Here is a 13,519-nt window from a genome sequence, read left to right as displayed (position 1 = left end):
TAAACCTTATCATAGGAAAATTATATTGGAATAAATAGTGATTATTTTTCAAAAAATAAAATGAGGGCAGCTTATTCATTCTGAAATAATGAATAAACACTAAGGCCAGCAGCAGATGGTTTATCATACTTCCAGTATTGATAATAGTTCTCATTCATACAAAACATTAATGTAGATCAATAAATGGTTAGATAGCTAACAATTCCACTTTTTTATTCTAATAAAGAGCGTAATCTTAATGTTGTATTTGAAATGCAACTTTAAGAGGCGAATAACATGTACTGTGTGCAATGTGAACAAACAATTAGAACTCCAGCTGGTAATGGCTGTGCATACGCGCAGGGTATGTGCGGTAAAACAGCAGAAACTTCTGACCTACAAGATTTATTAGTTGCTGTATTGCAAAGCTTATCGGCCAGTGCAGTTACGGCTCGTGAACTCGGTATTATCGATCATGATATTGATAGTTTTGCTCCACGCGCATTTTTCTCCACATTAACTAACGTCAATTTTGATTCAGACCGTATTATTGGTTATGCACGCGAAGCTATTTATTTACGTGATAAATTAATTAAACACTGCCAGTCAGTAAATAGTGCTGTGGTATTTAATCACCCCTTGATCCACTTGCAGTTAGCCGGTACCGATATTCCTACCTTACAGGCACAAGCAGCACAATTCTCTTTGGATATCGATAAGGCAGAAGTAGGCGAAGATATCCATGGATTACGCATGTTATGCCTCTATGGCTTAAAAGGGGCTGCGGCCTACATGGAACATGCTCATGTACTAGGCCAATATGATAATGAGGTTTATGGCCAATACCATAACATTATGGCTTGGCTAGGTACGTTGCCATCAGACATGAATGAATTGCTTGATAACTCAATGGCAATTGGTTTGATGAATTTTAAAATCATGGAAATATTAGATGCGGGTGAAACCGGTGAGTTTGGTCATCCAGTGCCAACTGAGGTTAATGTTCGCCCTGTTGCAGGTAAATGTATCTTGATTTCAGGCCATGATTTAAAAGATCTGAAAATGTTACTCGAGCAAACAGAAGGTACAGGGATCAATATTTATACCCATGGTGAAATGTTACCCGCACATGGTTATCCAGAACTGAAAAAATATGCTCATCTCGTCGGTAACTATGGCAGTGGGTGGCAAAACCAGCAAGTTGAATTTGCTAAATTCCCTGGGCCTGTTTTGATGACATCAAACTGTATTATTGACCCTGATGTTGGGCAATATAAAGACAGAATTTGGACGCGCAGCATTGTCGGCTGGCCGGGAGCTAAACACTTAGTTGGTGATGATTTTTCTGACATGATAGCGCAAGCACAATCACTAGCAGGGTTCCCATATACCGAAATTGAACACAAAATCACGGTTGGTTTTGGACGCCAAACTTTATTAGGCGCTGCTGATGCGGTGATTGATTTAGTCGCACAGAAAAAACTGCGTCATGTCTTCTTAGTAGGGGGTTGTGATGGTAGCCGTGGTGAAAGAAGTTACTACACTGATTTTGCACGTAGCGTACCTGAGGACTGCCTGATCCTAACATTAGCGTGTGGTAAGTATCGTTTTAATAAATTGGACTTCGGTACATTAGAAGGTTTACCACGTTTATTGGATGTTGGTCAGTGCAATGATGCTTATTCCGCAATCATGCTGGCGGTCAATCTGTCAGAGAAACTTGGATGTGGTATCAATGACTTACCACTAAGCTTGATTCTATCTTGGTTTGAACAAAAAGCGATTGTTATTCTATTAACACTATTGGCGCTAGGTGTGAAAAATATTTATACCGGTCCAACAGCCCCAGGTTTCTTAACCGAAAACTTATTAAATGTGTTAAATGAGAAGTTTGGTATGCGTAGCATCACCACGGTAGAGCAAGATCTCGCTGAAATTTTACCTGCATAATTAGTAAGACGACTGAACCCGTTTAAAATACCGATATGAGAGAAGGGGGCTGTGACCCCCTATAAAGGAGTGAAGCAATGACAATGCCAAGCAGTTTATGTCCAAATAGGATGCAAATTCATTCTATTATTCAAGAAACAGCGGATGTTTGGACTATCAATCTTATTAATCACGATTTCTATATGTATTCACCAGGGCAATATGCTTTGGTTAGTATTAAAAATAGTGATGAGGTCATGCGTGCTTATACTCTTTCATCATCACCAGGGCAAAGTCGTTTTATTTCGATTACAGTCAGGCGATTAGCAGATGGTATGGGGTCAAATTGGCTCACACGTTCTGTTAAAGAGGGTGATTACCTTTGGCTTTCAGCCGCTCAAGGGGAATTCACTTGCGCTAATGTAGAAAACCAACAATATTTAATGCTGGCGGCAGGTTGTGGCGTGACGCCGATTATGTCTATGACTCGTTGGCTAATGGCAAATCGTCCTGAGGCAAACGTCAAAGTATTATTTAATGTTCGCGATAACCAACAAGTCATTTTTGCACAAGAATGGCAACAATTAACCCAATTATATCCAGATAGGCTACAGCTGTGTGTAATGGCTGAAACTCCAGATAATGGGGAGGTTGCACAGGGTCGTTTAACCGAAGAAAAACTAAAAGTACTAGTACCCGATATTCATTCACGTATCGTAATGACATGTGGCCCAGTTCCATATATGAAAAATGCGCAGCAATTTGCTGCAAATTTAGGCGTCCCTGCTGAGCAATTCTTTATGGAGCGCTTTTCTACCGAACCAGAGGCTATTGATAGCGAAGATGTTCTGACATTAAAAATTCGTCAGCGTTTAGTGAATTTTAAAGTACCAGTTGGTACCTCTTTATTGTCTGCATTAGAACAAAATAAACAGCCGGTTATCGCGGCGTGCCGTGCAGGTGTCTGTGGTAGTTGTAAAACAAAGGTATTATCAGGAAATTACACCACATCCAGTACGATGACATTGACTGAAGCAGAGATTGCCGAAGGTTATGTTTTAGCCTGCAGCTGCCAATTACAAGGCGACACTGAAATCGAGTAAGGTTATTTAACGTCGTTAGGCTGTCTCATTATAAAAATAATGGGGCAGTGCTACACAATACGAAATAATATAAATTTAACGTACGCATAATAAGGGTTTTTAGTGTTCTATTTTTGGGCTATGTATGAAATAAACAGACAATTTACTCAATGTATTAATTGCTGAAACTGCGACTTCTTTATTTGGGTCTTGGCATAAGTCTATGATGCGTATGATGGCATCATGATATTCAATTGTTGCTTTAAAATCGCCTAATGCTGAAATTGCTGCGATTTTTATTTCATCATTCACTCTGTATGTTAAATTTGTTAACATACCTACAATTACTTTATCCATAATAAAACTTTCACTGTTAAATAAATTCAAAAATATTCTAAGATAATTCTAGTGATATTTAACTCTGAATTGACATCTAAAAATTATTATTAAGAATTAATAATTCATTTTTTACTAATATATTCGAATTAAATAACGTTATAAGTGTATTTTCTTACTAATTAATTTTTAAATTTGATTGTTATTGGTTTTAAAAACCACTCGAATAATTAGTATTAGTAATTTATAATACACCAATAAAGAGTGAGTGGTTTATTTAATAATGCTTGGAGTCATGGGTTTTGATATTTATGCTGTAAGGCAAGGAATAAGGGTGAATTTAATTAATTTTATTAAATTATATCTTTAATGTTATTTTTGTTTTCTTGGTTATTATTGATGTGGTTACTGTTTTATTATAATGTTTTTATAACAAAAACATTATAATTTATTGTTTTTTACAAATTGTTACTTGATGAATTTATATTAAATATAAACTTAAACAAACCCTAAACAATAAGTTTACTATGCGTAAAAAAACGTAGATAGAGACTAGTAATTAATTTATCAATGGGTATAATTCGCGCCGCATCCAAAGTGCAGTATCTCGTTAGGCGAGGCTCCTATACAAACATAGGTTACTGATCTGACGACGTCGAGAGACGCCCAAGATTAGGACAGGATATATCGACCGAAGGTATATCCCCATGTAACTTCCTGCTCAATACAGGATACGTTGTATAGTGCTAAAACCGAGACGAAGAGATAGCTTTTGCATTCTCTCATCTGGTTTCGCCCCTATTTGAGTACTGTTTGAGTAACCAACAGTAATAGGGACTAAAAAAATGACATTCACTTCTCAAAACAAAGCGGGAGCAGTTGCAATTGCTCAATCCGCGATGAAAGGCACGCGCCTTAAAAACCACAATACACAGCAGCCTAAAATTGATGACGCAACTGTTAGTGCATATATGAGCCAATCATATCTACCAGTTTCTGTCGCAGATTCAATCGCCTGTGTAAAACAAAACCTTATTGAACACCTTGATGGCGAACAAATTCCGACTTATTTATTTGTTGTTGATAGCGACAATTATTTAAATGGAATTCTTTCAGTTAAATCATTGTTAGCTTCTCCAGAAGATTTATTAGTGTCTGATATTATGCGGCACAATTATTTTTCGGTTGCACCAGAACAATCTCGTCATGATGTCTATGACCTGATTAACCATAGTGGTCTAGATATGATCCCTGTTGTGCAATTTGGCAAATTAATGGGTGTTTTGCGTCCGCAAGATATCGCAGAACTGATTGAAGATGAGAATACACTTGATGCGCAGTTACAAGGCGCAACGACACCGCTTGATGAGCCTTATTTAACGACTAGTCCAGTAACACTGTGGCGTAAACGTGTAGTTTGGTTGTTAATGTTATTTGTCGCTGAAGCCTATACAGGGACAGTATTAAAAGCATTTGAAGAACAACTTGAAGCAGCAATTTCACTTGCGTTCTTTATCCCATTATTGATTGGTACTGGTGGCAACAGCGGTACTCAAATTACGTCAACGCTAGTTCGTGCAATGGCGTTGGGAGAAGTTAGCTTACGTAACCTTGGTGCAGTGCTGAAAAAAGAGGTTTCTACTTCATTTTTAGTTGCTGTCACTATTGGTGGGGCTGCTTTAATTCGTGCTTGGATCTTAGGCGTTGGCCACGAAGTAACGATTGTTGTAAGCTTAACAATTGTCGCTATCACTATGTGGAGTGCGATTGTTTCTTCAATTATACCAATGGTATTAAAGAAACTAAAAGTAGACCCAGCAGTCGTATCGGCACCGTTTATTGCGACTTTTATTGACGGCACAGGTTTGATTATCTACTTCGAAATTGCCAAATTAGTGATGACGGAGTTTGCTTAAGAGACATGTTGAATTTGCTACGGCGGAAGGTTAATTTTCTGCCGTAGCGGCACTAACTTCCTTCGGTTTTAAAATTTCCCCACATCGACGACACAAATATTGGTTTTCACCTCTCATCACTTTGTTATGACGACGTATTGTTAATTCATGGGTTGTTTTACAGGCACAGGTGTAATTAAAGGTTTTACTTTTTACTGTTGCGACTGAAAAACGATGAGTACGGTTTGCATCCACTTCTAGCACATGTTGCATCATCCATTTCCATTCTTTGCCATGGGGCGCAATTCCCTGTCGACCGAACACCTTAAAAACCAATAAGTGAGCCAGTTCATGAGGAACAACCTCATCGATGAAAAGATATGTATTTTCAATTAGTAATATTGGATTAATACGAATTTCCCATTCTTTTAAGTAAGCACTACCAGCTGTTGTGCCGCGTTGTTTGTAATTGAGTTTGGGTTCTGGAAAAGCTTGTTCAAGTTTTTGTTCCGCCAACGCGAGCTTTTCCCGTAGGGTGCTCATGACTCGTTGCTGTAAAAAAATAGGGACTCTAATCGTTTTCATAAGCTAAGGATACGTGAAGGTGAGCAAGGCAAACAAGTAAAATTTGACGATTATTATATAAAAATATATATTATAATAATACATAATAAAGATAACTAACGTGACTATATGAATAATACACCAGAAGAATTGCTTTTTGCGATGAAGCAAGCAGCAACACAAACTGCATCATTATTAAAAACACTGGGGAATCCTGATCGCTTAATCCTACTTTGCCAATTAACACAGGGGGAAGCTTGCGTCAGTGAATTAGAGGAACAACTGGGTATCCAACAGCCCACCTTATCACAACAACTGACTGTGTTACGAAATGAAGGCTTAGTGACAACTCGTCGTGAGGGTAAACGCATTTACTATGCAATAGCAGATGAAAAACTATTCACGCTACTTAATACGTTATATCAACTTTATTGCCCGGCAAAGGAGAACTAACATGGTGATTGATTGGGCTAATTTTACCCCGATATCCGCTGCGATAGGGGGCGTGCTGATTGGGTTGGCAGCGGCAATTTTATTAGTTTTTAACGGACGAATAGCAGGGATTAGCGGCATTTTAGGTGGTTTACTAAGACCGATAAAAGGCGATACGGCATGGAAGGCGGCTTTTATCATTGGATTGATGATTGCCCCGTTGTTATTCACTTGGTTTGCTTATACGCCAGAAGTAAATATTACGGCTAGCGTACCAGTTTTAATTCTAGCAGGTCTATTTGTTGGCTTTGGCACGCGTTTAGGGGGGGGATGTACCAGTGGCCATGGCATTTGCGGTATGTCGAGGTTTTCTCGTCGCTCCATTGTTGCCGTAATTATTTTTATGCTTGTGGCTTTTGTAACCGTAGCGCTTGCTAACCAGTACGGGCTAAGGGGATAAGTGAATGCCAATTATAATTGCACTGATATCAGGAATATTATTTGGTTTAGGTTTGGTGATAGCGGGGATGGGAAACCCGGCTAAAATTCTATCCTTTCTTGATATTACGGGGAATTGGGACCCGTCCTTACTTGTCACAATGGCAGTGGCAATGGTGATTAGTGGGGTTTCCTATGTTTTTATCAAAAGAAAACGAGTAAGTATCCTGAGTTGTCCATTACAAATACCAACTAACCAAATAATTGATAAAAAGCTGATTACGGGCAGCGTGTTATTTGGTGTTGGATGGGGGCTTGCAGGTATTTGCCCAGGACCTGCCTTGCTATTAACAGGAATGGGGGTTACTCAAGGGGTTATATTTACGTTAGCTATGATAGCAGGAATGGCAATTTTCCAATTTACACAAAAAAATTAAGCCATTTATATGACGATATTATCGACAATAAAAACCCATCATTAGCAGATGGGTTTTTTACTTTACGGTATTAACTAAATAAATTATAAGCCAGCGGCACTGCGCAATAATTCAGCTTTATCCGTTTTTTCCCAAGGGAATTGCGAACGACCAAAATGGCCATATGATGCAGTTTGCTGATAAATTGGGTGTAGAAGGTCAAGCATATTAATTAAACCGTAAGGGCGTAAGTCAAAGAATTCACGTACTAATTTAATTAATAACGATTCATCTACTTTAGCCGTACCAAATGTTTCGACCATAATAGAGGTTGGCTCAGCGACACCAATAGCATAAGAAACTTGGATCTCGCAGCGGTCTGCAAGCCCTGCAGCCACAATATTTTTCGCAACATAGCGTGCAGCATAAGCCGCGGAGCGGTCGACTTTAGAAGGGTCTTTACCAGAAAAAGCACCACCACCATGACGAGCCATACCACCGTATGTATCAACGATGATTTTACGGCCAGTCAAACCACAGTCACCCATTGGGCCCCCAATGACAAAGCGACCTGTTGGGTTAATAAAATATTTAGTTGCAGAACTTAACCATTCAGCAGGAAGAACAGGTTTAATGATTTCTTCCATTACGGCTTCGTGCAGGTCTTTTTGTTGAATTTCTTCAGAATGCTGAGTGGATAAAACCACCGCATCAATACCGACAATTTTATTGTTGTCATATTGAAAGGTAACCTGACTTTTTGCATCTGGACGTAACCAAGGTAAGGTGCCATTTTTACGTACATCTGCTTGGCGTTGAACTAAGCGATGTGCATAAGTAATTGGCGCTGGCATTAATACATCAGTTTCATTAGTGGCATAACCAAACATAAGACCTTGGTCACCTGCACCTTGTTCTGATGGGTCGATACGATCAACACCTTGATTGATATCAGGTGATTGTTTACCAATGGCACTTAAGACCGCACATGAATTGGCGTCAAAGCCCATTTCGGAGCTGGTATAACCGATTTCGCGAACCGTTTTGCGTGTGATTTCTTCAATATCAACCCAAGCACTGGTGGTGATTTCTCCCCCAACCATCACCATACCTGTTTTGACGTAGGTTTCGCAGGCAACGCGAGCTTTCGGGTCTTGTTCTAGAATAGCATCAAGTACTGCATCAGAGATTTGATCAGCAATTTTATCTGGATGCCCTTCTGATACAGACTCAGAAGTAAAGAGATGTGTAGCCATGAGATTAATACCTTAAGAATTCGCAGATTTATAATTGGATGTTTTAACATCTAGACGTCTATTTTAGTCTCATACAGCAAAAATTTCTACCTCTATTTATACAAAAAACGGCTAGAGCACAAAACAACGACCCATAAAGTTTTATCTCAATTTAGTTATTTTGGTTTTGCTTTTTGAGCGTAATAGATGTATAAACAGCGACCGTAACGGATGGTTGTTATTTCCCGTTATATACCAGCAGGTAAAATAAAATCCCTGCTATCTATCAGGAATGTTTATAAACTTTTGAATTTCAATAAAAAAACAAGGTGATATAGCTTAAATCAACAGGTCAACCTGCCAAAATAGTGCTACAACATTGAAATTTTAAAGGGTTAAACAGTTATATTGGGGGTTAATGGGGAATGAACCATAATCTACTGAATAACAGTATCCAACCGTCATTTGCGGATCGCCGCGTGACATTGGCGTTTACTTTCCTGTCATTCTTTACTTCATCACGAAGTTACCGTCACATCTCTAATACACCTTTGAGGCTGAGTCATTAATTTGTCAGCTTAAGGTCGTATATTGTCACTGTTTAGATGTTCTAAGCACTTTTTATTAAAATCTGAGTATTGCCGTTTCCCCGACATAACTGTCTTGTCGTGCCATGTCGTAATTACATGCATCGGAAGGAGAACGCGTCACTCACCCCTCCATATTAGGAGTTTGTTATGAATGATAATATCGCTCGCAAAATGCGCCAGACTTACAATATTGCGTATTGGGGTGGTGGTTACTATCAGGTGAATGAGCGCGGAAATGTCTGTGTTTGCCCTAATCCTGAAAACCCTGACACCTTTGTTGATTTAGCTGACCTTGTAAACGAGGTCAAAGAAGAACAACAGCATTTACGTTTACCTGCTTTGTTTTGCTTCCCACAAATTCTACAGCATCGCCTTCGCTCAATAAATGCGGCGTTTAGACGTGCTCGTGAATCTTATGGCTACAAGGGGGATTATTTCCTTGTTTATCCTATCAAAGTCAACCAACAACGCCGTGTGATTGAATCTTTAGTCAATTCGGGGGAACCATTAGGGCTAGAAGCGGGCTCTAAAGCAGAGTTAATGGCTGTTTTAGCCAATGCAGGCAAAACACAGACAGTGATTGTTTGTAACGGTTATAAAGACCGTGAATACATTCGCTTAGCTCTGATTGGGGAAAAATTAGGTCACAAAGTTTATCTGGTGATCGAAAAAATGTCCGAAATTGAGATGGTACTCGCAGAAGCTAAAAGCCTTGATGTCACTCCACGCTTAGGGGTACGTGCCCGTCTTGCTTCGCAAGGGTCTGGTAAATGGCAAGCTAGTGGTGGTGAAAAATCCAAATTTGGTTTGGCTGCGACTCAAGTATTACAGTTAGTCGAAATCCTGCGTAATGCAGGTCGTTTAGACAGCTTGCAACTGCTTCATTTTCATCTGGGTTCTCAGATGGCAAATATTCGTGATATTGCCACGGGGGTTCGTGAATCCGCGCGTTTTTATGTGGAACTACATCGTATAGGCGTCAATATTCAATGTTTTGATGTGGGCGGTGGTCTAGGTGTTGACTATGAGGGGACTCGCTCCCAATCTGATTGCTCAGTTAACTATGGTTTAAATGAATACGCTAACAACGTGATTTGGGCTATTGGTGATGCTTGTGAAGAGTTTGGGTTACCACACCCAACGGTTATCACTGAATCTGGCCGTGCGTTAACGGCGCATCATACCGTTTTAGTTTCCAATGTGATTGGTGTAGAGCGCAACGAATTTACTAAGACATCACCACCAAATGAAGATGCCCCGCGCTCACTTATTTCATTGTGGGACACATGGGAATCGATGCAACATCAAGGGAATAGCCGCTCGTTGCGTGAATGGTTACATGATAGTCAGTTTGACTTACAAGAAGCGCATACCCAATACGCACATGGTGTTTTAGATTTAACTCAACGTGCATGGGCTGAAGAGTTGTATCTTAATATTTGCCGCCGTATTCAACAAGATTTGGACCCGAGTAACCGTGCTCATCGTCCAATAATCGATGAACTTCAAGAACGTATGGCAGATAAGTTCTATGTTAATTTCTCCTTATTCCAGTCATTACCAGACTCATGGGGTATTGACCAAGTTTTCCCTGTATTGCCGATTGAGGGGCTAGATAAACCGTTAGACCGCCGTGCTGTATTGTTAGACATAACATGTGATTCTGACGGTATTATTGACCATTATGTCGATGGCGATGGGGTTGAAACCACCATGCCAATGCCTGCTTATGACCCAGAAAACCCACCAATGATTGGTTTCTTTATGATTGGGGCATATCAGGAAATTTTAGGCAACATGCATAATTTATTCGGTGATACCGCTGCGATAGATGTATGGGTTGATAGCCAAGGTAATGTGCGTTACTTACAAAGTGAAGAAGGCGACTCCGTGGCTGATATGCTGCAATACGTTAAACTGGTTCCTGAAGTGTTATTAGAAAGCTTTACTGAGCAAGTTAAAGGGACGGGGCTGAGTGAGCAGCTACAGAAAGATTTTGTGGAAGAGTTCGAGAACGGGTTGTATGGGTATACTTATCTCGAAGACGAATAAGTTATCTAATGCTCGTCATATTTCGTGCTGTGGCGGTGTTGGCTGCACTCGGTTACTCGGGTCACATACTTGTGTATGCTCCCCGAGATATCCTTGTTTGCCGCCTAGCCACAACACGAACTATTTAGAGCATTATGCACGTTATATTTTGTAGAGTGGCGGTGTTGGCTACATTCGGCTACTCGGGTCACATACTTGTGTATGCGCGTCATATTTCGCACTGTCGCGTTGTTGGCTGCATTTGCCAACCCTAGTCACATACTTGTGTATGCTCCTAGGGCTTGGCTCATTTGCCGCCTAGCGACAGCTCGAACTATTTAGCGCATGAGTTGAGAGTATTGCAGATAATAACTTTGTGCAAATAACATGATTTGTTTATTATTTATACTGTGCGAAGTTAATTAGATAAAAACCATTCGAATCGAATATTAAAAGGGCTTGCTAATAGGCAGGTTCATTTTGAGGAACAGAAATGATTAATAGTACTTTAGGCAATCAAGTTGATAATTCACTGGTTTCTAACGCATTTGGTTTCTTACGTTTTCCGCTGAATTTTCAACCTTATAGTTCAGATGCCCAGTGGGTGATCACAGGTGTACCATTTGATATGGCGACGTCAGGGCGTGCTGGAAGTCGTCATGGTCCTGCGGCAATTCGCCAAGTTTCTACTAATCTTGCATGGGAAAGCCATCGTTGGCCGTGGAAATTTAAATTAACCGAGCGTTTAAAGGTGGTTGACTGTGGGGATGTTGTGTTTGCTTTCGGTGATGCTCAAGACATGTGCGATAAACTGCAAGCTCATACGGAAAAGCTACTTGAATCGGGTAAACGTTGCTTAACATTTGGTGGTGACCATTTTGTGACACTGCCGCTGTTACGTGCTCATGCAAAACATTTTGGTAAAATGGCATTAGTGCATTTCGACGCTCATACTGACACTTATGGTAATGGCAGCCAGTATGATCATGGCACTATGTTCTATCATGCGCCGAAAGAAGGGCTAATTGACCCAACCCGTTCAGTGCAAATCGGTATTCGTACTGAGCACGATAGTGACAACGGTTTTACAGTGTTAGATGCAGCGCAAGTCAACGATCGTGGAGTAGATGACATGATCGCGCAGATTAAAGATATTGTTGGTGACATGCCAGTATATTTGACATTCGATATTGACTGTCTTGACCCAGCGTTTGCACCGGGAACAGGGACACCTGTTGTGGGGGGCTTAACCTCAGACCGTGCATTGAAATTGCTGCGTGGTTTACAGCCATTAAATATTGTGGGTATGGATTTAGTGGAAGTGGCTCCCGCTTATGACCAATCTGAGATTACTGCATTAGCGGCGGCATCCATTGCATTGGAAATGTTATATATCCAAGCATCTAAAGAATAATGTATTTATTTCTATTTTAGAATCAAAGCCACCAACTCGGTGGCTTTTTTTAGGTTGCGAACCAATGCTATGCTTGCATGAGGTTTTATTTAAAATGGCGCTGCGGTTTGGTTTTTCATTTTTTCCTAAAACGGATTAACTTTTTTCTCCTAACAAGTCTTATTTGCATACGGAAACGCCTCCATCCACATATAATGATGTTCCGGTTATAAAACTTGATAGTGAACATGCTAAAAATAACGCGGAGGATGCGATTTCCTCAGGTTCAGCTAACCGTTTCATCGCGTGTAAATTTGCTGCCCATTCACGTTGTTGTTGGTTGCCTGCCATATCGGTATTTACCCCACCGGGTAGAATGACGTTTGCCCGAATATTCTTATCTGAATAGTCCACCGCGATACCTTTAGCTAACGCGAGTAAAGAGGATTTGGCTGTTCCATAACTGCACATCCCTGGAAGACTGATACTATTACCAACAAAACTTGAGGTGAATATAATTGACCCTCCCCCTGATTTAACCATTAAAGGTATTTGATTTTTAGCGCCCAAAAATGCGGCTGTAGAGTTTATAGTTTGAACCTGTACCCACTCTTCAAGGCTGAACTCTGCTACTGGTTTCATTGGGCCTACCATGCCAGCATTATTTACAGCGATATCCAATCGTCCAAATTCTTTTGAAACTAGGTTTATCAGGTTGAAATGTGTCTCTTCTAAGCAGATATCTCCCGCATAATAAATTGCAGTTCCTCCTGTGGCATTGATCTCATTAGCCACTTCGCTAAGCTCCGCTTTTCGTCTACCGGTCAGGCACACTGAAGCTCCATTTTGAGCAAACATTATTGCGATAGAGCGGCCAATACCAGAAGATGCCCCAGTGATAATTGCAGTTTTACCGTTGAGTAGCATGTTTATCCCTCATTTTTCTATGGAGCCCTCAAAATAAAGGGTTTTAAATCAGGAAAAACTCGGCTTATTGCTTTTTATTTTGGTTTAAAACAATGTGTTGTTGTGTGAAATTTATTCGCCTTGCAGGGACAAAGAAGATTAATGTTACTGAAATCGTTAACATTAATCGGTATATAGGGAAACGCCAGGATGGAACTGAGAGAATAATTGAAACGTATGAGCCCCAATTCGATTTTAAATTTCAATTAATTGTGTATTAATTAAACATAATA

12 protein-coding genes and 1 riboswitch are annotated in these 13,519 nt (G+C 40.1%); of the genes, 8 read left to right on the top strand and 4 right to left on the bottom strand.

Annotated features, from left to right (window positions below; all coding sequences use genetic code 11):
• Window positions 1–276: 276 nt before the first annotated feature.
• Window positions 277–1,929, top strand: a complete 1,653-nt coding sequence (gene hcp, locus P3L56_RS14835; RefSeq protein ID WP_042845165.1) for a hydroxylamine reductase — start codon at window positions 277–279, stop codon at window positions 1,927–1,929.
• Between the two features lie 77 nt (window positions 1,930–2,006).
• Entirely contained in the window at window positions 2,007–3,011 is a 1,005-nt protein-coding gene (hcr, locus tag P3L56_RS14830) for an NADH oxidoreductase (RefSeq protein ID WP_042845164.1), read from the top strand.
• 99 nt (window positions 3,012–3,110) lie between these two features.
• Here hcr and P3L56_RS14825 read toward each other — a convergent pair whose 3' ends face one another.
• Window positions 3,111–3,347: a HEAT repeat domain-containing protein gene (locus tag P3L56_RS14825; RefSeq protein ID WP_042845162.1), complete on the bottom strand. Its 237-nt coding sequence runs from the start codon at window positions 3,345–3,347 to the stop codon at window positions 3,111–3,113.
• A 578-nt stretch (window positions 3,348–3,925) separates the two neighbouring features.
• Window positions 3,926–4,098, top strand: a riboswitch (M-box (ykoK) riboswitch).
• A gap of 73 nt (window positions 4,099–4,171) precedes the next feature.
• Between P3L56_RS14825 and P3L56_RS14820 the strand changes: the two genes are divergently transcribed.
• Window positions 4,172–5,242: a magnesium transporter gene (locus P3L56_RS14820; protein ID WP_042845160.1), complete on the top strand. Its 1,071-nt coding sequence runs from the start codon at window positions 4,172–4,174 to the stop codon at window positions 5,240–5,242.
• A gap of 30 nt (window positions 5,243–5,272) precedes the next feature.
• Here P3L56_RS14820 and P3L56_RS14815 read toward each other — a convergent pair whose 3' ends face one another.
• Window positions 5,273–5,806: a SprT family zinc-dependent metalloprotease gene (locus P3L56_RS14815; RefSeq protein ID WP_210831758.1), complete on the bottom strand. Its 534-nt coding sequence runs from the start codon at window positions 5,804–5,806 to the stop codon at window positions 5,273–5,275.
• A 108-nt stretch (window positions 5,807–5,914) separates the two neighbouring features.
• On the opposite strand from P3L56_RS14815, the gene P3L56_RS14810 reads away from it, so the two are divergent.
• From P3L56_RS14810 to P3L56_RS14800, 3 genes are read left to right on the top strand one after another with little or no spacing between them, the layout of a single operon-like run.
• The gene (locus P3L56_RS14810; RefSeq protein WP_042845157.1) at window positions 5,915–6,238 is read left to right on the top strand and encodes an ArsR/SmtB family transcription factor; all 324 of its coding nucleotides are present in this window, start codon (window positions 5,915–5,917) and stop codon (window positions 6,236–6,238) included.
• A gap of 1 nt (window position 6,239) precedes the next feature.
• The gene (locus P3L56_RS14805; protein ID WP_042845155.1) at window positions 6,240–6,677 is read left to right on the top strand and encodes a YeeE/YedE family protein; all 438 of its coding nucleotides are present in this window, start codon (window positions 6,240–6,242) and stop codon (window positions 6,675–6,677) included.
• A gap of 4 nt (window positions 6,678–6,681) precedes the next feature.
• Entirely contained in the window at window positions 6,682–7,092 is a 411-nt protein-coding gene (locus P3L56_RS14800; RefSeq protein ID WP_042845154.1) for a DUF6691 family protein, read from the top strand.
• Window positions 7,093–7,175: 83 nt separating this feature from the next.
• On the opposite strand, the gene metK is transcribed toward P3L56_RS14800, so the two are convergent.
• On the bottom strand, window positions 7,176–8,327 hold the full coding sequence (gene metK / locus P3L56_RS14795; RefSeq protein WP_042845152.1) for a methionine adenosyltransferase: 1,152 nt from the start codon (window positions 8,325–8,327) through the stop codon (window positions 7,176–7,178).
• Window positions 8,328–9,043: 716 nt separating this feature from the next.
• On the opposite strand from metK, the gene speA reads away from it, so the two are divergent.
• Window positions 9,044–10,948, top strand: a complete 1,905-nt coding sequence (gene speA, locus P3L56_RS14790) for a biosynthetic arginine decarboxylase (protein ID WP_042845150.1) — start codon at window positions 9,044–9,046, stop codon at window positions 10,946–10,948.
• Window positions 10,949–11,420: 472 nt separating this feature from the next.
• Entirely contained in the window at window positions 11,421–12,341 is a 921-nt protein-coding gene (gene speB / locus P3L56_RS14785) for an agmatinase (protein ID WP_042845149.1), read from the top strand.
• A 159-nt stretch (window positions 12,342–12,500) separates the two neighbouring features.
• Here speB and P3L56_RS14780 read toward each other — a convergent pair whose 3' ends face one another.
• Entirely contained in the window at window positions 12,501–13,247 is a 747-nt protein-coding gene (locus P3L56_RS14780; RefSeq protein ID WP_042845148.1) for an SDR family oxidoreductase, read from the bottom strand.
• Window positions 13,248–13,519: the final 272 nt, after the last annotated feature.

The organism is Providencia sp. PROV024, from assembly GCF_032709665.1.
Taxonomy (GTDB): Bacteria; Pseudomonadota; Gammaproteobacteria; order Enterobacterales; family Enterobacteriaceae; genus Providencia; species Providencia huashanensis.
The sequence above is the reverse complement of the archived record's forward strand: the minus strand, read 5'-3'. Positions and strand labels throughout refer to the sequence as shown.